Source organism: Oerskovia sp. 140933, from assembly GCF_059651515.1.
The window spans coordinates 21,114-41,392 of record NZ_JAMXIO010000003.1 but is presented as its reverse complement, the minus strand read 5'-3'; the positions used below and the strand labels follow the sequence as shown (position 1 = coordinate 41,392).

Below are 20,279 nucleotides of genomic sequence, written 5' to 3'. Positions count from 1 at the left end.
GAACACCTCGACCCTAGGGAGCGACCGTGCCCTCGTGAATCAGCGTTTCCCACATTGTTCACCTCGCGTACATACACACGGGCGTGTAGGTGTAACCCCCTACGCGCCGACCCTGGGCCTACGGGGTCGACCCAGCGTCGGCACGTCCTCCCGCCTAGCGTCCGACGCGGTGCGCGAGGACTGCGAGCTCGACCCGCGACCGCACGCCGAGCTTGCGGAAGACGCGCCCGAGGTGCACCTCGACGGTGCGCACCGACAGGTAGAGCTGGTCCGCCGCCTCCCGGTTGGATCCCCCCTGGACGACCAGCAGCGCCACGTCCAGCTCGCGTTCGGTGAGCTCGTCGGCCCAGCGGGCGCGCAGCTCGTCGAGCGCGTCGTCGGACACGTCGGACTCGCGTGCGGCGAGGCGCGGCCTCCCCGTGCCCGACGCCGGCGCGACCACGTGCGCGGCGGCGCCCCCGCCGCCGGTGGTCCCGACGGGCGGGTGCTCGGCGCTGGCTGCCGGCGCGTCGAGCACCCCCAGGTGCGCGAGGACGGCCGCGAGCTCCTCCTGCGCCTGCCGGGCCCACGCCCAGGCACCCGACTGCGTGAGGAGCTCGACCGCGGAGAGCAGGTGCTCGTGAGCCGCGGGAAGGTCTCCCCAGCGGGTCAGCGCACGGCCCAGGCAGAGCTCGGTGCGCCCGTGCTCGAACGGCGACGCGATCCCCCGACCTGCGGACGCGACCGCGTCGCGCAGCGCGACGGCGTCCTCCGGACGCGCCAGCGCGATCTCCGCGCGCGCCAGGGTCGCAACACGGTTCGCCGGCGACAGGTCCTTGGCCTCGACACGCCGCCGCGCGAGCGCGCGCTCCGCCGCGTCGGGGCGCCCGGCGAGCACCCAGGCCTCGACGTCGTCCATCCCGGGCAGGTGCAGCATGTGGGCGCAGTCGCGACGGTCCGTCTCGGCGGCCAGCTCCAGGAGCGTGGCGGCCTGCGTGTGGTGGCGGGCGAACGACGCACCGATGGCCCGGTCCACGAGGAGGCCGAGGCGGACCGGCCGCGACGTCGGGCACGAGCAGGTCTCCTCGAGCGCGGTGGCGACCGTCCCGACGCTGCCGTGGACCGCCATGTCGAGGCGGCGGGCGACCGCGACCCCGGTCCCCGCGAACGGCAGGCCGACGGGCAGGCGGAACGCCGCCTCCTCGAGCTCGCGGCGCGCCTTGGTGATGTTCCCCGCCCAGAAGTGCACGAGCACCTGGGCCAGACGCAGGTGCGCCTCGACGTAGGGCGTCACGGCCCCGGACGGGGCGTCGAACCAGCGGCCGCCGTTGCGGACCGGCGCGAGGTTCGCGACAGCGCTCGCGAGCGCCTGCCCGGCGACGTCGAGGGCGTCCTCGTCGGCCAGGGAGATCGCCCGGCTGACCTGGGCGTAGGCCTCGCGCTCCGGGGAGAGGCCCGAGCCGGGCAGGCTCACCTCCTTCCCGCGCTCCCCCACCCCGTAGTTGGCGAGCCACGACCGGACCACCTCGAGTCCGCCCACCCCCTGCGTGCACCGGCGCGCCAGCCGCTTCGCCGCGTCGAACGCCTGCGAGGCGGCGACGCCGTCACCCCGCTCGGCGTGCAGCGTGGCCGCGCTCGTGAGGCCCGTGACGACGTCGCCGATCTCGCAGCCCCCGGCGGCGTCGCGCGGGCGCCCCTCACGGTCCACGCAGCACGTGCACGCGTCGTCGTTGTCCGCGAGCGCCAGGAAGGGGGCGATGACGTCGTCGGGCACCTGGCCCTGGACGTGCGTGAGCGCGACGACGAGCGGGCCCAGGATGCGGGCGGGGCTCACGCCTCCCTCGCAGCGCGCGGCGCGGCGCAGCCAGTCCGCGGCGTCGTGGACGTGGCCCGACTGCAGCGCCGCGGTCCCGGCCAGCACGTACGCCTCCCCGCGCTCGGCCGCGGTCGCCTGGCTCGCGGCCTCGCGCGCCACCTCGTGGGCCCACACCACGTCGCCCCGTTCGAGCAGGCGGCGGGCGAGGGAAACGAGGCCCGGCGCGAGCGTCGGGTCGCCCGCGAGGGTCGCGAGGGCGGTGTGCCAGGTGGCGATGTCCTCCTCGCCGGCGGCGGTGTGCACGGTCGCCAGGCGCAGGTGCGCGGCGGTCCGGTCCGCGAGGCGGGCGTCGCCGTGGACGAGGGAGCGCACCCTCGGGTCGGTGAACGCGAAGCGGCCCGAGACCAGGGAGAGCTGCCCCGCGAGCGGGCCGTCGAGCACCTCCTCGATGCTCAGGCCGGACGCGGCCAGCAGGACGTCGGTCCGTTCGACCACGGCCACCGCGGCCACGAGCAGGGCGCGGAGCTCCTCGGGGGCGAGGTCGTCGAGCCGGTCGCCCAGCAGGGCACGGACCGCGGGGACGGGTGGCAGGGGGTCGGGCAGGATCGCGGTGCCCGCGAGCTGCTCCGCGGACAGCAGCCGCGCCGTCTGGGAGATCGCGGCCGCGTTGCCCGCGAGGTTCTGGGCGAGGCGCGACGCGACGTGGGGCGCGACCGCCAGCCGTTCCTCGACCAGCAGGAGGTGCAGCGCCTCCGCCGGGCCCAGGGGCGTCAGCTCCCGGACCTCGATCGGGTAGGGCAGCGGCCGGTCGAACCCGTCGGGCACCGCGGTCGCGAGGAGCACGAGGGAGGCGCGACGCTGGGCGACCAGGCCCACGATCACGGCGCGGCTGATCTCGTCGACCAGGTGGAGGTCGTCGGCGAGGAGGACGACCGTGCGGTCGGGCACGGCCTCGTCGAGGTACTCGGCGAGCGCGACGGCCCCCACCTCCGGGAGGTAGCCGTACTCCGGGTCGGCGACGTCGAGGGGCCGGACGAGGCGGTTCGGCACGGCGTGCCCCGTCACCTGGGCGACCTGGGTCACGAGCGAGCGCACCGCGGCCCCCGACCGCTGCAGACCGACCGCCTGCGCGACCCGCAGGACGAGGGGCGGGTGCGGTCCTGGCGACTCGTGGAGCGCCTCGTGGACGAGCTCGAGCGTGGTGCTCGCCCCCATGCCGGGCTCGCCGGTCCAGACGAACGCTCCGCGGCCGTCGGCGACCGCTGCGAGCGCGAGGTCGATCTCGGCGCGTCGGGACGAGAGGCGCTCGGGCCGGTGCTCGGTGGACGTGCGGGACGTGCGCACCTGATCCGAGGTCAGGACGTCTTGCTGGCTGGCTGGCATGTCAGACCCTCCCGTCCGGGGCAACGATGGCCGGACGACTCTCAGGAATGTTAACAACCCGACGTAAAGGCGGGCATCCTGTCCTGTTACCCGTAAGTATCTTCGGCGGCGTCGCCGTGGAGGCGGTTTGCCGGGGCCTTCCACCAGGTCTAGGGTGACCTCGTTCCGTGCGTCATCACTGCCGAGAGTTCTCGGCACCTCAGACGAGCACGGAACCAGAAGCAGATGAGAAGGAGGTGAGAGCGATGCCGGACGGCAGCAGTCATAGATCCCCGCACTGCGCGCTCGCTCCCCTCCGCCCTGCCCGCTGACCCTCCGGTCAGCCCGCCACGGCCTCCGGGTCGGTCGCCAGTGCGCTCCATCGCACCGTCCCCCTTCGCCCCGCCCCGACCTCGTGCCCACGCACGCCACGGGACGCCCGGCGACCGGTCGGCACCGTCGAGAGCACGGCGCCGGGAAGGCTCACCATGTCGACGACCACCCACCCCAGTGCAACCCTGCACGCCCCCGCTCGCCAGAGGGCGACACCGACCCGGACGAACCGGGCAGGCGCCGCCGCGCCTCGACGCCCTGACCTCGAGCGCCAGTCGATCACCTTCACGATCGGCCTCTACCTGTTCATCTGCACGGCACTCCTCGGGACGCACCTGCTGGCCTCGGGGCACGCCGCCGCCCCCGCGCCCGCCGCGACGACCTCCTCCTCCGACACGGCGCCGTCGGGCGTGCCGCCCGTTCCCGCAGCCGCACCCCTGACGGTGACGCCGTGACGCGCCTGACGCCCGCGGTCGTCGAGGCGCCTCGCGCCGCCCTGCCCTCCCCCGCGCACCGCCCGACGACGGCGGCCACCCCGGGCGCCCACGACGGCCGGTTCGACCCCCAGGCCCTCCGGGGACGCTGGCTCCAGGTCGCCGCCGAGGACCCGGCCGCCCTCGCCCGCGCCCACGACGCGGGCGTCGACTTCGCGCTCGCGTCGGGGCGGGTCTGGGAGACCGACGAGCACGTGTACCTGCCCGTCGTGGCGACCTACCGGCGCGGCGAGAGCATCGAGCGTGAAACTCTCATGTTCGCGCTGTCGCCCGCGCGTGTCGTGACCCTGCAGCCCACCCGGCACTACCCGATCTTCGACAAGGCGATCGCCCGCATGCGGCGCACACCGCGCCTGATCAGCACGTCGTACGGCGTGATGTACGCGCTGCTGTACGCCCTCAACGAGGCCGCCGAACGCGTCATCCTCCACGCGAGCGACCTGCTCGAGGACATGTCCGACCAGATCGAGGAGGCGACACTCGGCTACGACCGGCGCGGCCGGGAGATCGGTGTGACCGACATGCAGGGGACCATCGCACGCATGAACCGGGCCGAGGAGATCGTCTCCAGCACGCAGGAGTCCCAGCTCTCGCTCGCGCGGGCCGCCCGGCACCTGCGCAGCGAGATCGCGGACTCCGATCCGGTGCTCGCGGGCCTCGTCGAGACCCTCATCGCGGACGTCGACGGCGTCAAGGAGCACGCGAGCTTCGAGCACGACAAGGTCCGCTACCTCCAGCAGGCCATCATGACCTCGCTCGACGTCAAGCAGAACCAGATCGTCAAGGTGTTCACCATCATCACCGCGGTGTTCCTGCCCCCGACGCTCATCACGTCGTTCTACGGCATGAACTTCACGCGCATGCCCGAGCTCGAGTGGGAGCTGGGGTTCCCGTGGGTCGTGCTCGTGACGCTCGTCGCGGCGGTCATCCCGCTCGTCTACATCAAGCGGCGCGGCTGGCTCCGCTGAGCCCCCAGGCCGGTCCGCGCCGGGGTAGGTCGGCCCCCGGACGCACGGACGCCGCCGGGACCACGACAGGCAGGTCGTGGTCCCGACGGCGTCGGGAGTGCGCAGGGCCGGAGCCGCTACCGCATCAGGTCAGGCGCAGGTGCCGACCGTCCGCCACGGGCCCCAGTACTTCTCGGTGCCCGGTGCGTTGGTGTGGACCCACCAGTTGGCCTGGTAGTTGACACCCTGGTACGAGACCACACGGCCGGCCGTGTAGGTGCCCGCCTTGCTCCAGCCGGCGTAGCAGCCGCCCGGGGCGTCCGAGTCGACCGGACCAGCCTTCGACGCACGGTAGACGTCCGCCGCCGTCCCGACCAGCTCGTCCTCGTAGTCGCCCGCGAGGTCCCACCACATCGAGCCGCCGAGGCCCTTCTCCGCGACCCACTTCGCCTTGTACTCGACCGCGCGCGGGGTGTCGACGCTCCACCACTCGTTGCCGTCGTAGCGCCACGAGGAGCCCGTCGCCTCGTCGAAGTACTCGGTGCCCAGGTCACGCAGCTCGAAGTACTGCTTGTTGCCCGCCTCGAACGTGCCCGGTGCGACCCCGGTGGCGGCCTGCCAGGCGCCCGCCGTGCCGCCGTCCTGGACGCCGGTCCAGCCGCGCCCGAAGGCCGGGATGCCCAGCGTGATCTGCTGCGGGTCGACGCCGCGGCTCAGGTACAGGTTGATGCCCTGCTCGACCGAGATGTCACCCGAGTAGGAGGGGTCGTCCTTCAGGTTGGACTGGTGGCCCGCGAGGTTCGGCGACCAGCCGCCGTGCAGGTCGTAGCCCTGGATGTTGCCGTAGTCGAGCGAGTCGAAGATCGCCGGGGCGTCCCAGCCCGCGTTGATGACCGTCGGGTTCACCGGGATGTAGGACGAGAGGAGGTACTCGTCGCCCTGCGACGCGCCGTACTCGTCGAGCTGCTTGCGGAACTCGGCGAGGAGCGCCGTGAAGTTCGCCTTGTCCTTGACCGGGTCGATGATGTTCTCGGGGTGCTGCGACCAGTCAGGGGCGCCGGGCCACTCCCAGTCGATGTCGATCCCGTCGAAGATCCCCGCCGCCGCGCCGGGGCCGCCGCGCCCGTCGATGACCGGCAGGTTGCCCTTGAGGTACAGGTCGATGCAGGACGACACGAGCTTGGTGCGGGACTCCGGCGTCGCCGCAGCCTTCGAGAAGAACTTGGACCAGGTCCAGCCGCCGATCGACACCAGGACCTTGGTGTCGGGGTTCTGCGCCTTGAGCTTGCGGAGCTGGTTGAAGTTGCCCGCGAGCGCCTGGTCCGCGGTGTCCGCGACGCCGTCGATCGAGTCCGCGGCGCTGACCGCGTCCACGAAGTCCGCACCGGCGACGCCGGCGCCGTCGTTCCCGCCCGGCTCGGGCGTACCGACCTTGTCGGAGATGAAGCACGTCAGGTCGGTCGGGTGGATGTTCCCGAACGCGTAGTTGATGTGCGTGATCTGGTCGGCCTGGCCGGTCTCCTGGAAGTCCTTGACCGTGTAGCCGTAGTTCTCCGGTGCCCAGGACATGAAGTAGCCGACGTTGCGGTACCCGTTGATGTCGTTGTCACCGTTGGGGCTGACCACCGCAGGAGCGGCGGCCGGTGCGGCGGTGGCAGTGCCTGCTGCGACCAGGCCGGACCCCACGAGGGCGAGGGTCGTCGCGGTCACCACGGCACCGGCGGCGCGGCGGCCGCGGCGTGGGTGCGAGGGAGTGATGCGGGATGCGTGCAAAGGGAGGCCTCTTCGTCTTCCGTGCTGCTGGCTCCGGTCCGTTCCGGAGCCCCAGATGCTGGGCAGTTCGAACCTAGCCACGGATCCAGCCGAAAGATGTACGGGTTGTCCACATGGTTCGGAGTGCTCACATAAGGGATTTCCCGTAGATGTCCGACGTACCGCTCGAAACGTTACGAGCGGTACCTTCCTGCGAGCCCGCGAACGCTACGCCTCGACGAGGATCGTCACCGGACCGTCGTTCACCAGCTCGACCTGCATGTCCGCACCGAACACGCCCGTCGCGACCTCGACGCCCCGCGCGCGCAGCGCCGCGACCACGTCCGCGACGAGAGGCTCCGCCATGTCGCCCCGTGCCGCACCGTTCCAGGACGGCCGCCTGCCCTTCCTGGTGTCGGCGTAGAGCGTGAACTGGCTGACCACGAGCACCGGTGCCCCCTCGTCGAGCACCGAGCGCTCGTCACGCAGGATCCGCAGCTCGGCGATCTTGCGCGCCACCAGCTCGACCTGCGCGGGGCCGTCGTCGTGCGTCACGCCCACGAGCGCTACCAGGCCCGGCCGGTCGATGCTGCCCACGACCTCGCCGCCCACGCTCACGCTCGCGCGCGTCGCTCTCTGCAGGACGGCCCTCATGCGGTGCGGCCCGGTCCGAGCACGGCCCGCACCTCGCCCACGGGCTCTCCCCCGCCCAGGACCGGGGTACGGCCGACGCGGTCGAGCGCGGCGCCGTCGGCACCTGGGACGGCCTGCGCCCCGAGCGCCGCCAGCGCCGCGACCAGCACCGCGGGACGCGGGCGCGGCGAGCCGTCGAGGACCTTGAACGCGAGCGCCCTCCCGTCCGGGAGCCCCGCACCGTACACGCCGTCCGCGCCGTCCTTGGCGACGAGCCCCGGCACGGCCTGCATGACCTCGGTCGCGTCGCGTCCCGTCCCGCCCACCATCTCCGGGAACGAGGACATCGCCCGCGCCACGAGAGCCTCCGGCGAGCCGGGCGCGACCGACGGCGCGGCGGCCAGGCGGCCGAACGCCCGCGCCAAGCCGACCAAAGTCGTCGAGAACAACGGCGCGCCGCAGCCGTCGACCGTGACCCGGAGGTCCGCCGCGTCGTCGCCCGTGAGGTCGAGCAGCGTCTCGCGGATCGCGACCTGGAGGGGGTGCGTCGGCTCGAGGTACGTCGAGGTGTCCCAACCGGCCGCGACGCACGTCGCGAGCATCGCGGCGTGCTTGCCCGAGCAGTTCTGCGTGATCGACGCCGGGCCGTTGCCCTGCTCCTGCCACGCGAACGCGGCAGGCGGGTAGATCGGCATGTCGGGCGTGCTGCGCAGCGCGGACTCGTCGAGCCCGACGCCCGCGAGGATCTCGCGCACCCCCGCGAGGTGGAAGTCCTCGGCGTTGTGGCTCGCGGCACCGAGCGCCAGGAGGCGGGGCGGCAGGGACAACCCGTGGCGGAGCATCGCGACGGCCTGGAAGGGCTTGACCGACGAGCGGGGCCAGATCACGGTCGACGGGTCGCCCACGACCACGTCCGCCGCCCCCGACGCGTCGAGCGTCACCAGGTGCCCCAGGTGCACGGACTCGACCAGGTCCCCCCGGACGACCTCGGCGAGCGGGCCGGCGGAGTCCAGCACCGAGGTCACCATCCGCCCGGCCGACCGCCGCGGTTCCCGCCCGCGCCACCCGAGCCGCCCGACCCGCGGCCGTACGGCTTGAGGCGCGGGCGCACGTCGACCAGGTAGATCACGGCCGGCGCGACCGCGAAGATGTTGAGGAAGCCGACGCTCGCCCCCATGGGCGGCAGGGCGATGAAGCCCAGCGCGGCACACACCCCGAGGATGAGCAGCCAGATCGTCTTGGTCAGCTTCCCCTCGGCCGTGTAGGCGTTCTTGGGTCGGCTCGCGGCGTCCAGGAGCGCGACGAGCTGCGCGACGAACACCGCGAGGAAGAGGACGAGGTAGACGAGGGTCTGGGCTGCTCCGAACACGACACGAGCCTACGGCAGGACGCGCAACGACTCCGCGCGTGCCGCGCTCGCGACCCGCTCGTCCCACACCGCGAAGATCGCGTCCTCGTGCTGCAGCACCAGGGCCGACGCGAGGTGCACGGCGTCCGCGCCCCGCAGCGAGTGACCGTTGCCCCCGGCGAGGGCGCTCGCCCTGTCCAGCACCTCGGGCGAGACCTCGACCAGGTGCAGCGCCGGCCACAACCGCTCCCAGGTGGCGAGCGCCTGGACCCGCTCCGCGGCGTCGAGGACCCCTGCCCGCTCGCCCGCCGCCAGGGCGGCACGGACCTCGGTGTCCGACAGGCGGCTCGTGCTGACCACGTCCGCCCGGTTCCACAGGGCGCTCGCCAGCTCCGAGCCGGGCTCGGCGACGCACAGCTTCACGAGCGCGCTCGCGTCGAAGTAGACCAGTGCCACGGGGTGCGCCGGCTCAGCGTCGGATGCGGCGCACGAGGCCGGACATCGCCGACTGCTTGGCGACCGGGCGCGCGGGCGGGGTGTGCACGGGCCGTTCCTCGGAGGCCGGCGTCAGCAGGCCGTCCCGCGTCAGCGACGCGATCAGGTCGGCGCTCCCGACGGCGCTCAGCCGGGCGACCGGGATGCCGCGCTCGGTGATCACCACGTCCTCCCCGTCACGCGCCCGCTCGATCCACGACTTCAGCTCGGCCCGCAGGGCGCTGACGGAAACCTCCATCCCCTGAAGGTACCGGCACCCGCCCGGAATGCGTAGACCTCCACGCGTGCCAGTCCTGCGGATCTGCTGGGAGCGCGCTCGGAGCCCGACGTCGCCCCCGAGCCGCCCGCCCGGCACCCGCCCGGCACCCGCCCGGCACCCGCCCGGCGAGCCCCCCTGGGCGCGAGGGACCGGCTCAGAGCTCGTGCAGGGCCGCCCGCGCGTCCTGCGGGGACATCCCGGCGGCCTCGAGCATGTCGACGATCGGCGACCGCAGCAGCATCACGAGCGACTGGACCTGCCAGTCGCCGGCCCCCACGGTCCGCGGGTCGGCCGCCGCGGCGGTGCCCGCCAGGATCTCGCGGGCCGTCACCGGGTCGCGGCCCGCCCCGATCGCCTCCGCCAGCACCCGCGTCCCGGCGGCGAACCTGTCGACGATCGCCGCGACGGGCAGGAGGTCGTGGTCGACCCCGGCGACGGGGCGCGCACGCCGGGCGAGGACGCGGACGCTGCGCATGGCCCGGTCGACCAGGAGGGCCTGGCGCTCGATGACCCCCAGCTCTGCACGGTGCTTGCGCCCCACGGGGCTCACCCGGGACAGCTCCTGGGCGCTCGTCGCGGTCGCCTGCCACTCCTCGAGCGCGGGCTCGGACGCCCGCCCGCGCACGAGCGCCGCGTCGAGGTCGTCGACGTCGCCCGAGCGGAAGCCCCGGGCGAGGAGCTCGAGCGTCTCGGCGAGCTCGGTCGTCCCCTCGTCCCCCAGGGCACGGGGCCGACGGCGCGGGTCGCCCGGCGTGAGCGTCGCGACGAGCAGCGCGATCGCACCACCCACGAGGGCGTCGACCAGGCGGCCCCCCGGGCCGCCCGTCTGGGTCGCGGGAAGTCCCACGATCACGATGGCCTGCACCCCGGCCTGGGTCGCGAGCAGCGCCCCCCGGTCGATGAAGCGGGCCACCAGGGCCGACGTCGCGAGGACGACGGCGACCTGCCACCACCCGGAGCCGATGAAGTGGACGATCAGGTCGCCCAGCCCCACGCCGACCGCGACGCCGATCGCGAGCTCGCCGACCTTGCGCACCTGCCGGTCGAGGCTGAACCCGAGGCAGATCCACACCGAGACCGGCGCGAAGAACGGGTACGGGTGCCCGAACAGGTAGTGCGCGATCCCGTACGCGACGCCCGACGCGAGCGAGGCCTGGATGACGGGCCAGAACGCCGCCCGCACCCGGGACCTCCCCTGCCGCAGCCTGGCCCGGAGCAGCAGCCGACGGAACGCCTTGCGGGCCGACTCGACCGCCCCCGGTTCCGGGGTCGCCGTGCCCCCGGCGGACTCCCGCGCCTGCGTCATGTGCTCCTGCTCACCGCGTCCCGTCGTGCCGGACACCCGGCACGACACATCAGATCATGCTCTAGATCATGCTCTGGGGCGCACCCGCGCCCCGGGGCGTGATCCCGCGTGCGACCGGGCCGCGCGGCGCGGGCCGGTCGACCGACACCCCCTCGCCGGGGACCACGACCTCCTGAGCCGCGGCCACGGCTCCCCCGTCGCAGTCGACCACGAGCTCGACGTCCTCGGGGGCGCTGCGCTTGAGGACGGCGAGCGCGATCGGGCCCAGCTCGTGGTGTCGCGCGACCGACGTGACGACGCCCACGGGCCGACCGGCGGGAGCGACCCCGTCCGGGCCGGGGGCTCCGCCCGGGAGCCGCACCTCGGCCCCCGCGACGGGGAGCAGGTGCCCCGACCCGTCGAGGTGGAGCATCACGAGGCGACGGGGCGGGCGGCCCATGTTGTGCACGCGCGCGATGGTCTCCTGGCCGCGGTAGCAGCCCTTGTGCAGGTGGACCGCGGTCCGGAGCCAGTCGAGCTCGTGCGGGATGGAGCGGTGGTCCACCTCGGTCGCGAGGCGCGGGCGCCAGGCCTCGACGCGCAGGGCCTCGCTGGCCCAGGTCCCGGCGAGCCGCCACCCGGCGGCCTCGCGGGACGCGACGGCGTCGGGAAGCTCTGCCCGCGGCACCAGGACCAGACGCCACGGCCGGTGGGCACCGGGGTGCTCGTCGTCCGCGGGGCCGTAGCGCGTGCCGCCGGGTGCGGTGCGCGGCCACGGGTCGCGCCAGGTGACGGGCTCGCCCTCGGTGCCCTCGGCGTCGCGGGGTTCCCCCAGGACCGCGATCTCGTCGGTCATGTCGGTGATCTCGACGCGCAGCGCGAACTTCATGCGGTCGAGCCACGCCGCGAGCGTCGGGGCGTGCGAGCCCTCGGTCACGAGCCACGTGGACTCGCCGTCGTCCACGACGCCGGCCGCGTGCTCGACGTGCCCCTGAGGGCTCAGGACGAGCAGCTCGGTCGAGGTGCGCGGCGCGAGGCCCAGGAGGCTCTGGGACGTGATGGAGTTGAGCCACGTGAGACGGTCGGGGCCGGTGACCCGCACGACGCCGTGGTGCGAGAGGTCCACGACCGCGCCACCCGACTCGAGCGCGCGCTGCTCGCCCGTCGGGTCCCCGTAGTGCCAGGCGACCCCCGCGTCGGGTCCCGAGCCCGCGACCGCGCCGGGGCGCGACAGCAGAGGGCTCGTGCGAGCAGCGGACGGGGCCCCGTCCTGGGTGGCGTTCTCAGGTCCAGCGGTCACGGTGCAACAACCTCCTCGGCGCCGGTGGGCGCACGTCCGTCCGGCCGCGCGACGGCGGCGGCCGGGACTCGCACGTCGGAGGACCTAGAGACGGTCCAGCTTCGCCGACGCATACGACTGCAACGGTTGACCGAAGGCCGCCAATTCCCAGACCCACAGGAGCTGGCCCTGGACGTTGCCGTAGAGCCGGTTCGACGCCGTCACCTCGGCCGAGGTGGACGTGCGCACCATGGCGTCGCTGGACAGGTCCACCCGGCCGTTGCCGACCACGCCCAGGTAGAGGGTCATGCGGCCCGACGGGTCCGCGATCATGACCTCGATCGCGGACTTGTCCTCCGGCAGCCCCTCGGGGCGCTCGGGCGAGACACGCCAGTAGCCCGTCTCGGTGGACCAGATGCGGCCCGGCGCGAGGTGGCCCTCGCTGCTCGGCTCGGTCTGGTCGCTCGACGGGTGAGCGGACGGCTCGGCGGCGTCGTCGGTGGTCCAGGCCTCCGGCACGGTCTCCGGGACCTCGGCCTCGAGGACGCGGATCGTCGACTCGTAGCGCAGGTACGGGCCGCCGTCGTGGTCGAACACGACGTCCTGGACGAACGCGGTCTCGGGGATCCCCGGGTAGGCGATGACTCCCTCGCCGCGCCAGGAGCCCACGAGCCACGCGAGCGGGTAGGCCTCGGGGGCGAGCCCCTCGGGGAACGCGAAAGCCATCAGGTGGTACCTCCGACGGTCCCAGCGGACCGGTGACGACGACAAGGGCGGGACCGGGCCGGCCCCTCCGGGCGCGAGCGCCCGGCGTGACGCTCAGGTCAGCGCTGACCCTTGTACAGCTTGTAGACGACGAACCCGGCGAACCACGTGATGGTCACGGTCGCGGCGATCAGCAGTCCCAGGAAGATGAGCTCGAGTGCATGCGTGGACATGTCGCCGATCCTACCGTCCGGCCTCTAGGCTCGCGCACGTGACCACCCAGCCCGTCCCGCCGCAGTCCACGGCCGTCCCGGCCCCCGCCTCCCGCTCGCTGGTCGTGAAGTCGACCGCGGGCCTCGAACGCCCCGAGGCGACCAACCAGGCCTTCACGGTCGCGGCTGCCGCCGTCGCGGCCGGGGTCGAGGTGAGCGTGTGGCTCACGGGCGAGTCGGCGTGGTTCGGCCTGCCGGGGCGCGCGGGCGAGCTCGAGCTCGAGCACGCGACGGCCCTGCCGGACCTGCTCGACGTGGTCCTCGCGGCCGGGACGGTCACGGTCTGCACGCAGTGCGCGGTGCGGCGCGGCATCACCGAGGCCGACCTGCTGCCGGGGGTGCGCATCGCGGGCGCCTCGGTGTTCGTCGAGGAGGCGCTGCGCCCGGGCGCGCAGGCCCTCGTCTACTGACGCGCGGGTCCGACGACGTGCGCAGGCTGCCCGACGGCGGAGCACCGGTCGTGCGAGCGGCTCACGTTGCGCGGGCCGGAGACCCGGGGCCGCCGGGCGCTCGGTCCTCGACGGGCGCTCAGTCCTCGACCCGCAGGCCGAGCCCGGCCGCGAAGAGGGGCGCGAGCTCGACGACCTGAGCCGTGCTCAGCGTCGCCCCCGCGAGCCCGCCGAGGTTCGTGACCCGCCGCAGCGCCGCCCCCCGCAGGTCCGTGTGGGCGAGGCGAGCGCTCGCCAGCACCAGGTGGTCGACCGACGTCTCGTCGAACGCGACACGCGTGGCCTGCGCGTTCGTCAGGTCGAGCTCCTCGATGCTGCACCGCGTGAACCGCACGTCACGGATGGTCGCACCGCGGAGGTTCACGTAGCCGAGCTTGCAGTCGACCAGCTCGACCGACCGCCACCCCGCCTCGTAGAGCTCGGCGGAACCGATCCGCGACCCGGCCACGACCACGTCGTGCCACACCGAGCGCGGGGCGCTCAGGACGGGAGCGTCGACCCGCTCGAGCCGCGACTCGCTGAACGTCGCCGCCCGCAGGTCGGCCTGGTGCAACGAGATCCCGACGAGGTCGCAGCGCTCGAACGTCACGTCCGACAGGTCGACGTGCGAGAGGTCCCCGCCCTCGAACCGCTCGTCGTGGCGCCGGTCCTCCGCGCCGACCTCCGTGGCGCCGCCCGGCGACCGGACCCCGGCGCGCAGCCTCTTGATCCTCGGCGGGACGGTGGACGAGGACTCGGTCTGAGCAGGCACCGCACGACCCTACGCCCGCGGGAGCGCCTCACCGGGCAGGCGCGAACCGCCGGATCAGCAGGTACATCTCGCAGCCCAGGCACAGCCCGAACGCCGCGTTGAGCACTGCCGCGACGAGCGCCAGCCCCGCGGCGACCGGCACGGCCACGAGCGACACCGTGAACCCCAGGACCACACCCACCCCGGTGATGACGAACCCGACCCCTTGCGCGAAGCGAGGCGGCCGCGGGTCCTCACGCTCCGCCGTCGGGCCGAGCCTGCGCTGGACGAGGGTCTTGAAGACCCAGCCCTGCCAGGTGCCCTGGGCGCCGCGGAGCGCCCCCAGCAGGAAGCTCAGCGCGATGAACGTCAGCACCCACAACCCGGCCTGGGACGCCCCGAGGAGGAGCGTCACGGCGAGCAGCAGGGCCGTGATCCCGGCGCCGACCCGGGGCCCGCGCGGGTCGATGCCCCGGGCCGTGCTCGTGGGGTGCGGATCGTGCGACATGGCGGCTCCTCGGTCGGCCCGCCCGGGAGGGCGAGCGGTTTCAGGCGACGGACCCGGCAGGGACGTCGAGCGCCTCGACCGCCTGGGCCCGGCTCACGCTGCCGCTCATCCGAGCGACCTCGCGACCGGACGGGTCCAGGACGAGGACCGTCGGAGTGCGCAGTATGCCGAAGGTTCGCACGAGATCGTGGTGCTCGTCGACGTCCATCTCGCGATGCGTCACGTCGGCGCGGGCAGCGACGACGTCGTCGAGCACGCGCGCCGTGTGCCGGCAGGGCGAGCAGAACTCGCTCGAGAACTGCACGAACGTCCGGTGCTCACCCAGCACGATCCCCCGCGCGGTCCAGTCGACCGCAGCCTCCTCGGTGACCGGGCGGCCTGCCCGGACCACGCCCTGCCGGCGCTGCCACCAGACCCCGAGCACCACGCTCGCGGCGAGCAGCACGACCAGGACCACGATGCGCCAGACCATTGCCTCGACCTCTCCTCCGTACGGCTCCGCGGCGGGAACCGCCCCACGGCGGGTGCGGGCGGCTCAGCCCACGACCACGCGCCCCACCACGAAGACCAGGATCCCCCCGACCGTCACGGGCAGCACTATCGCAGCAAGCGCCGCCTGCCTGCGCTCGAGGGCCGGCAGCTGGTCGAACAGCGCGCGCAGTCCCGCGACCAGCATCCCCGAGACCACCCCCGTCCAGAGCCCGTTGCCGATCTCGACGTCGGGCAGCAGGACGCCGAGCCCGCCGCCTGCCGCCGCCGCGGCGACGACCGTCAGGATCGAGCTCCACCAGCCGGCGAGCGGGAGCGCCGAGACCGCCGAGGCGACCGCGAGCGCCGCGGCGCACGTCACGACGAGGGCCACCCCGGCGTCGGAGCGGTCGGCCGCGATCCAGCCCGCGGCCGACACCGCCACGACGAGCCCGCTCACGGTGCCCAGCAGGGACTCGACGAGCCGGGGACGCCCGTCGCGCCGCAGCATCTCGGCGACGAACGCCAGCACGATGCCCATCGCGAGGACGAGCGGCAGGTTGCGCAGCGAGGGCTCCCCCTCGGTCGCGGCGACGGCCCCGACCGCCCCGACCCCGGTCAGGCCGATCACCAGCCCGGACCCGCCCGGTGCGGGCTGCCCCAGGAGCGCGGGCCAGCCGACCGCGATCAGGATGGCGAGCGCGGCGGCCGCGATCGTGAGGGGGAGATGTCCGAAGAATGCGGCGGCGGCGACGGCGACGGCCACCACGGACGTGGCGACGGCACGCGAGGAGAGGCCCACTAGGCACACTCCCCCGACGGCGCGAGCTGCGGGAGGACGAGGACGAGACCGGGTCCGGGAAGGCTGAGCACGAACACGAGTCTCCCAGATGACACGGCACGCCCAACACGAAACAAGGTTGTAACAGCGCAAAGGCCCTGGTCACCCCGTTGACCCCTGTTCAACGCGCTACGGTAATGATTCCGGCCTCCTCGGGGGTCACTGGGAGGAGGTGCGTCGGTGGCAGAGCTGTTGATCCTGACACCGGCGACAGGTGGGTCCGTCGACATCCTGCCTGCGCTGGGACTGCTGTCGCACCGCTTGCGGGTGCTGCCCATGGAACCGTCGGCGCTCGTCGACGCGCCCGACTCGGACGTCGTCCTGCTCGACGCCCGGCGCGACCTCGCTGCCGCGCGCACGACCTGTCGCCTGCTCCATGCCACCGGGCTGACCGTGCCCCTGGTGCTCGTGCTGACCGAGGGCGGCCTGACGGTCGTCACCGCCGAGTGGGGGGCTGCGGACCTGCTGCTCGAGCACGCCGGCCCGGCCGAGGTCGAGGCCCGGCTGCGGCTCGTGATCGAGCGGTCGGCGCACGGCCGGGCGGAGGAGGCCCCGCAGGAGATCTCCGCGGGCGAGCTCGCGATCGACGCGGGCGGCTACACGGCCCGGCTGCGCGGGCGTCCTCTGGACCTGACGTACAAGGAGTTCGAGCTCCTCAAGTACCTGGTGCAGCACCCCGGGCGGGTCTTCACGCGCGCCCAGCTCCTGCAGGAGGTCTGGGGCTACGACTACTACGGGGGCACGCGTACGGTCGACGTCCACGTGCGGCGCCTGCGCGCCAAGCTGGGGCCCGAGCACGAGCAGCTCATCGGCACCGTGCGCAACGTCGGCTACCGGTTCGACCCGCCCAAGGACCGCCGGTCCGCGGCCCCTGCCGAGGTCGACGCTCCCGGGGGTGACGGGGCCGACCGCGCCCAGGGCACGGAGGCGACCGCGCCCACCGACTCGAGCGAGCAGGTAGGTTCGTCCGGGTGACGACCGACTCGAGCGATTTCTCCGCAGCCCTCGTCGACGGCCCCTGGCGGCACGAGTTCGTGCCGGCCAACGGCGCCCGCTTCCACCTCGCGCTGGCCGGACCCGACCCGCGGGGCGGCGGCTCGCACGCCCCGCTCGTGCTCCTACTGCACTCGTTCCCCCAGTTCTGGTGGGCGTGGCGGCACCAGCTCGAGGCCCTGGCCGACGCGGGCTACCGCGTCGCGGCCATGGACCTGCGCGGCACGGGGGCCTCCGACAAGCCGCCCATCGGCTACGACGCCCCGACGCGCACGCGCGACATCGCGGGCGTGGTCCGTTCGCTCGGTGCGGACCGCGCCGTCGTCGTGGGGCACGGGACCGGCGGTGGGCTCGCGTGGGCCATGGCCGCGCTGCAGCCCGCGGTGACCGCGGGGGTCGCGGCGTTCGCCGCGCCGCACCCGGCGCACGTGCACGCGTCGGGTCGCCGGCTGCTCACGCCGGTCGCGCAGCGGCACCTCGCGTTCGCCCAGCTCCCGACGCTCCCCGAGCGCGCCCTGACGCGGGACGACCTCGTCGGGCGTGTCCTCGCGGACGGGGCCGCGACACCGTTCGCGCCCGACGTCGTGGACACCTACCGGGCCGTGATGCGCATCCCGTTCGCTGCGCACTCCGCGATGGAGGCCATCCGCTGGTCCGTGCGCTCCACGCCCCGGCCCGACGGGCGCCGCTTCCGCAGCGCGCTGCGCCGGCCGATCAGCGTCCCGACGCTCCAGGTCCACGGCGGGGACGACGGGTTCCTGCGTCGCGACCTCACCGACGCGGACGCGGCAGCCGTCTCGCGCTCGTTGCGCTTCGAGGTCCTCGACGGGGTGGGGCACTTCCTCCCGGAGGAGGCGCCCGACGACGTCACGCGGCTCCTGCTGGAGTGGTTGCCGACCACGAAGGGCTGAGTCGGGCGCCCTCGGTGGCCGCGGGCCGCGCGATCCCGCGGCCGGTCAGTCGGTCTTGACCAGGGTGGCCGCGACGGCCGGGTCCGTCTCCCCGATCCCGAACGACGGGCACAGGTGGGACACGGTGCACGCGCCGCACGCGGGCTTGCGCGCGAAGCAGACCCGGCGCCCGTGGAAGATCAGGCGGTGCGAGAGCATGGTCCACTCGCGCTTCTCGATGAGCTCGCCCACCTCCGTCTCGACCTTGACCGGGTCCTCCTCCGTGGTCCAGCCGAGCCGGCGCACGAGGCGTCCGAAGTGGGTGTCGACCGTCAGGCCGGGGACGCCGAAGGCGTCTCCCAGGACCACGTTCGCGGTCTTGCGGCCGACCCCGGGCAGCGTCACGAGGTCGTCGAGCCTGCGCGGGACCTGACCGTCGTAGCGCTCGACGAGCGCCTGGCCGATCCCGATCAGGGCCTGGGCCTTGGCCCGGAAGAACCCCGTGGGACGCAGGATGTCCTCGAGGTCCTCGCGGTCCGCCGCCGCGTACGCCGCGGCGTCCGGGTAGCGCGAGAACAGCTCCGGGGTGGTCATGTTGACGCGCTTGTCCGTGGTCTGGGCGGACAGGACGGTCGCGACCAGCAGCTCGAGCGGCGTGGTGAAGTCCAGCTCGCACCGGGCGTCCGGGTAGGTCTGGGCCAGCTCGCGGTTGGTGCGGCGTGCGCGGCGCACCAGGGCGAGCCGTGACTCGGCGTGCAGCAGTGGTGCAGGACTCGAGGTACCGCCCGAAGTGGTCACGTTGGGCAGCCTACTCGGCCCCACCCACACACCTCTCCCACGGAATTCTTGCAGGCCGCCCAGGACAGGTGGCGACCCGAGTTGCGCGCATGAGGCAGACTTGTGGGAGGAATCACGAGTACCGGTTCGCTCGAACCTCCGCCGATGCAGACGGGCACATGCCGGGAAAGTCCGCTCAACCTCGAAGGACATCGCGTGGACGACGACGTAGTGCTCTCGGCCCCCCTCTTCGCCACCATGGACCGCGAAGAGACCCGGACGCTGTTCGACTCGATGCAGCAGATCGAGCTCACCCGTGGAGACGTGCTCTTCCGCGAGGGCGAGCCCGGTGACCGGCTGTACGTGATCGCGCAGGGCAAGATCAAGCTCGGCCGACGCTCGAACGACGGCCGGGAGAACCTCCTGTCCATCCTCGGGCCCGGCGAGATGTTCGGTGAGCTCTCGCTCTTCGACCCGGGCCCCCGCACGGCCACGGCCAGCTCGGTGTCCGACGCGCTCCTCTACGAGCTGCGCCACGAGCAGCTCATCGAGTGGATCGAGAAGCACCCCAGCGTCGCGAAGCACCTGCTCAACGCTCTCGCCCGCCGGCTGCGCCGCACCAACGAGACGCTCGCGGACCTCGTGTTCTCCGACGTCCCGGGCCGTGTGGCCAAGGCGCTCCTCGACCTGTCGACCCGCTTCGGCGAGGAGACCGAGGAAGGCGTGCGCGTCGCCCACGACCTCACGCAGGAAGAGCTCGCCCAGCTCGTCGGCGCCTCGCGCGAGACGGTCAACAAGGCCCTTGCCGACTTCGCCACCCGCGGGTGGGTGCGGCGCGAGGGCCGCGCGGTCGTGCTCCTCGACGTCGACCGGCTCGAGCGCCGCGCGCGCTGAGCTCCGGCCCACGGACCGCCGAGAGGCCGGTCGCCCGACCTCCGGGTCGAGCGACCGGCCTCTCGCCGTCACGGCGTGCGGCCCGGACGGTGCGGGCGGCCGCTCAGCCTTCCGCGTCGTCCGCGAGCTCGACGACGAGCTCGACCTCGACCGGTGAGTCGAGCGGGAGGACCGCGACCCCGACCGCGCTGCGCGCGTGGACGCCCGCCTCGCCGAAGATCTCACCGAGGACCGTGCTGGCGCCGTTGATCACCGCGGGCTGCCCGGTGAACGACGGGTCGCTCGCCACGAACCCGACGACCTTGACGACCCGCACGACCTGGTCGAGGTCTCCCACGACGGCCCTGACCGCGGCGAGCGCGTTGAGCACGCTCGTCCGGGCGTACCCGGCCGCCGCGTCGGGGGTGACCAGGCCTTCCCCGTCACCGACCTTGCCGGTCGCCGGGAGCGAGCCGGCCACGAACGGGAGCTGGCCCGAGGTGTACACGTACCGCCCCGTGCGGACCGCCGGGACGTACGCCGCGACGGGTGCTGCGACGTCGGGCAGCGTGATGCCCAGCTCGGCGAGCCGGGCGTCGACGACGCCGGCCACTACTTCTCGCCGGTCGGTCGCTTGAGGTAGGCCACGAGGCCGTTGCCGTCCGGGCCCGTGACGACCTGGACGAGCTCCCAGCCGTCCGAGCCCCACTGGTCGAGGACTGCCTTGGTGTTGTGGATGATGAGGGGGATGGTCGCGTACTCCCAGGTGGTTGCCATGCGCCCGAGCGTAG

The 20,279-nt window shown here is 73.7% G+C and carries 23 protein-coding genes; 6 read left to right on the top strand and 17 right to left on the bottom strand.

The genetic code is table 11. The features are described from left to right. Positions 1-154 precede the first annotated feature (154 nt). Positions 155-3,178 (bottom strand): helix-turn-helix transcriptional regulator, encoded by a 3,024-nt coding sequence (locus NHG27_RS02590; RefSeq protein WP_497014633.1) that lies wholly within the window; start codon positions 3,176-3,178, stop codon positions 155-157. Between the two features lie 467 nt (positions 3,179-3,645). Between NHG27_RS02590 and NHG27_RS02585 the strand changes: the two genes are divergently transcribed. Then, positions 3,646-3,945 (top strand): hypothetical protein, encoded by a 300-nt coding sequence (locus tag NHG27_RS02585; RefSeq protein ID WP_193718487.1) that lies wholly within the window; start codon positions 3,646-3,648, stop codon positions 3,943-3,945. Continuing rightward, on the top strand, positions 3,942-4,952 hold the full coding sequence (locus NHG27_RS02580; protein ID WP_497014632.1) for a CorA family divalent cation transporter: 1,011 nt from the start codon (positions 3,942-3,944) through the stop codon (positions 4,950-4,952). Before NHG27_RS02585 ends, NHG27_RS02580 begins: the two co-directional genes overlap by 4 nt. Before the next feature lie 129 nt (positions 4,953-5,081). Here the strand turns inward: NHG27_RS02580 and NHG27_RS02575 are convergent, their stop codons facing one another. The 9 genes from NHG27_RS02575 to NHG27_RS02535 all read right to left on the bottom strand — a co-directional run bounded on the left by NHG27_RS02575 (position 5,082) and on the right by NHG27_RS02535 (position 12,708). Next, positions 5,082-6,641 (bottom strand): glycosyl hydrolase family 18 protein, encoded by a 1,560-nt coding sequence (locus NHG27_RS02575; protein WP_321575230.1) that lies wholly within the window; start codon positions 6,639-6,641, stop codon positions 5,082-5,084. Between the two features lie 270 nt (positions 6,642-6,911). Continuing rightward, on the bottom strand, positions 6,912-7,337 hold the full coding sequence (gene dtd, locus NHG27_RS02570; RefSeq protein ID WP_497014631.1) for a D-aminoacyl-tRNA deacylase: 426 nt from the start codon (positions 7,335-7,337) through the stop codon (positions 6,912-6,914). Continuing rightward, a complete protein-coding gene (locus NHG27_RS02565) occupies positions 7,334-8,332 on the bottom strand; it encodes an asparaginase (RefSeq protein WP_321575229.1) in 999 nt (332 codons plus the stop codon). Before NHG27_RS02565 ends, dtd begins: the two co-directional genes overlap by 4 nt. 5 nt (positions 8,333-8,337) lie before the next feature. Further along, positions 8,338-8,685: a DUF2516 family protein gene (locus tag NHG27_RS02560; protein ID WP_193718483.1), complete on the bottom strand. Its 348-nt coding sequence runs from the start codon at positions 8,683-8,685 to the stop codon at positions 8,338-8,340. A gap of 9 nt (positions 8,686-8,694) precedes the next feature. After that, on the bottom strand, positions 8,695-9,120 hold the full coding sequence (locus NHG27_RS02555; protein WP_193718482.1) for a type II toxin-antitoxin system VapC family toxin: 426 nt from the start codon (positions 9,118-9,120) through the stop codon (positions 8,695-8,697). A gap of 13 nt (positions 9,121-9,133) precedes the next feature. Then, entirely contained in the window at positions 9,134-9,397 is a 264-nt protein-coding gene (locus tag NHG27_RS02550; RefSeq protein WP_193718481.1) for a type II toxin-antitoxin system Phd/YefM family antitoxin, read from the bottom strand. Positions 9,398-9,572: 175 nt separating this feature from the next. Continuing rightward, positions 9,573-10,724, bottom strand: coding sequence for an FUSC family protein (locus tag NHG27_RS02545; RefSeq protein ID WP_193718480.1), 1,152 nt, complete (start codon positions 10,722-10,724; stop codon positions 9,573-9,575). A gap of 61 nt (positions 10,725-10,785) precedes the next feature. After that, positions 10,786-12,003, bottom strand: a complete 1,218-nt coding sequence (ygfZ, locus tag NHG27_RS02540; protein WP_497014630.1) for a CAF17-like 4Fe-4S cluster assembly/insertion protein YgfZ — start codon at positions 12,001-12,003, stop codon at positions 10,786-10,788. Positions 12,004-12,087: 84 nt separating this feature from the next. After that, positions 12,088-12,708, bottom strand: coding sequence for a heme-binding beta-barrel domain-containing protein (locus tag NHG27_RS02535; RefSeq protein ID WP_193718478.1), 621 nt, complete (start codon positions 12,706-12,708; stop codon positions 12,088-12,090). A gap of 250 nt (positions 12,709-12,958) precedes the next feature. On the opposite strand from NHG27_RS02535, the gene NHG27_RS02530 reads away from it, so the two are divergent. After that, positions 12,959-13,369, top strand: a complete 411-nt coding sequence (locus tag NHG27_RS02530) for a DsrE family protein (protein ID WP_193718477.1) — start codon at positions 12,959-12,961, stop codon at positions 13,367-13,369. Positions 13,370-13,487: 118 nt separating this feature from the next. Here NHG27_RS02530 and NHG27_RS02525 read toward each other — a convergent pair whose 3' ends face one another. The 4 genes from NHG27_RS02525 to NHG27_RS02510 all read right to left on the bottom strand — a co-directional run bounded on the left by NHG27_RS02525 (position 13,488) and on the right by NHG27_RS02510 (position 15,916). Then, positions 13,488-14,159, bottom strand: a complete 672-nt coding sequence (locus NHG27_RS02525; RefSeq protein ID WP_497014629.1) for a pentapeptide repeat-containing protein — start codon at positions 14,157-14,159, stop codon at positions 13,488-13,490. 28 nt (positions 14,160-14,187) lie between these two features. Beyond that, positions 14,188-14,646: a DUF4395 domain-containing protein gene (locus NHG27_RS02520; protein WP_193718475.1), complete on the bottom strand. Its 459-nt coding sequence runs from the start codon at positions 14,644-14,646 to the stop codon at positions 14,188-14,190. A 40-nt stretch (positions 14,647-14,686) separates the two neighbouring features. After that, positions 14,687-15,118, bottom strand: coding sequence for a thioredoxin family protein (locus tag NHG27_RS02515; RefSeq protein WP_497014628.1), 432 nt, complete (start codon positions 15,116-15,118; stop codon positions 14,687-14,689). Positions 15,119-15,181: 63 nt separating this feature from the next. Continuing rightward, positions 15,182-15,916, bottom strand: a complete 735-nt coding sequence (locus NHG27_RS02510; protein ID WP_193718473.1) for a hypothetical protein — start codon at positions 15,914-15,916, stop codon at positions 15,182-15,184. A gap of 219 nt (positions 15,917-16,135) precedes the next feature. Here NHG27_RS02510 and NHG27_RS02505 point away from each other — a divergent pair, with 219 nt between their 5' ends. Both NHG27_RS02505 and NHG27_RS02500 read left to right on the top strand, forming a co-directional pair. Next, entirely contained in the window at positions 16,136-16,930 is a 795-nt protein-coding gene (locus NHG27_RS02505; protein ID WP_193718472.1) for a winged helix-turn-helix transcriptional regulator, read from the top strand. Further along, complete coding sequence (locus NHG27_RS02500) at positions 16,927-17,859, top strand: alpha/beta fold hydrolase (RefSeq protein ID WP_193718471.1); 933 nt, start codon at positions 16,927-16,929, stop codon at positions 17,857-17,859. The genes NHG27_RS02505 and NHG27_RS02500 overlap by 4 nt, the downstream gene beginning before the upstream one ends. Before the next feature lie 45 nt (positions 17,860-17,904). Here NHG27_RS02500 and nth read toward each other — a convergent pair whose 3' ends face one another. Then, positions 17,905-18,636: an endonuclease III gene (gene nth / locus NHG27_RS02495; protein ID WP_321575226.1), complete on the bottom strand. Its 732-nt coding sequence runs from the start codon at positions 18,634-18,636 to the stop codon at positions 17,905-17,907. 195 nt (positions 18,637-18,831) lie between these two features. Between nth and NHG27_RS02490 the strand changes: the two genes are divergently transcribed. Beyond that, complete coding sequence (locus tag NHG27_RS02490; RefSeq protein WP_056645111.1) at positions 18,832-19,509, top strand: Crp/Fnr family transcriptional regulator; 678 nt, start codon at positions 18,832-18,834, stop codon at positions 19,507-19,509. A 103-nt stretch (positions 19,510-19,612) separates the two neighbouring features. On the opposite strand, the gene NHG27_RS02485 is transcribed toward NHG27_RS02490, so the two are convergent. Together NHG27_RS02485 and sp36 are read right to left on the bottom strand one after the other, a co-directional pair. Further along, positions 19,613-20,101 carry a RidA family protein gene (locus NHG27_RS02485; protein WP_193718469.1) on the bottom strand — a complete coding sequence of 163 codons (489 nt, stop codon included), beginning with the start codon at positions 20,099-20,101 and terminating at the stop codon, positions 19,613-19,615. After that, positions 20,101-20,265, bottom strand: coding sequence for a Sp36 family protein (gene sp36 / locus NHG27_RS02480; protein WP_021481786.1), 165 nt, complete (start codon positions 20,263-20,265; stop codon positions 20,101-20,103). The genes NHG27_RS02485 and sp36 overlap by 1 nt, the downstream gene beginning before the upstream one ends. Between the last annotated feature and the right edge of the window lie 14 nt (positions 20,266-20,279).

Excerpts from the sequence above, each read along its gene's own strand:
- NHG27_RS02590 (WP_497014633.1), bottom strand. The coding sequence starts at position 3,178 with ATGCCAGCCAGCCAGCAAGACGTCCTGACCTCGGATCAGGTGCGCACG.
- NHG27_RS02585 (WP_193718487.1), top strand. The coding sequence starts at position 3,646 with ATGTCGACGACCACCCACCCCAGTGCAACCCTGCACGCCCCCGCTCGC.
- dtd (WP_497014631.1), bottom strand. The coding sequence starts at position 7,337 with ATGAGGGCCGTCCTGCAGAGAGCGACGCGCGCGAGCGTGAGCGTGGGC.
- NHG27_RS02550 (WP_193718481.1), bottom strand. The coding sequence starts at position 9,397 with ATGGAGGTTTCCGTCAGCGCCCTGCGGGCCGAGCTGAAGTCGTGGATC.
- NHG27_RS02545 (WP_193718480.1), bottom strand. The coding sequence starts at position 10,724 with ATGACGCAGGCGCGGGAGTCCGCCGGGGGCACGGCGACCCCGGAACCG.
- NHG27_RS02535 (WP_193718478.1), bottom strand. The coding sequence starts at position 12,708 with ATGGCTTTCGCGTTCCCCGAGGGGCTCGCCCCCGAGGCCTACCCGCTC.
- NHG27_RS02520 (WP_193718475.1), bottom strand. The coding sequence starts at position 14,646 with ATGTCGCACGATCCGCACCCCACGAGCACGGCCCGGGGCATCGACCCG.
- NHG27_RS02515 (WP_497014628.1), bottom strand. The coding sequence starts at position 15,118 with ATGGTCTGGCGCATCGTGGTCCTGGTCGTGCTGCTCGCCGCGAGCGTG.
- sp36 (WP_021481786.1), bottom strand. The coding sequence starts at position 20,265 with ATGGCAACCACCTGGGAGTACGCGACCATCCCCCTCATCATCCACAAC.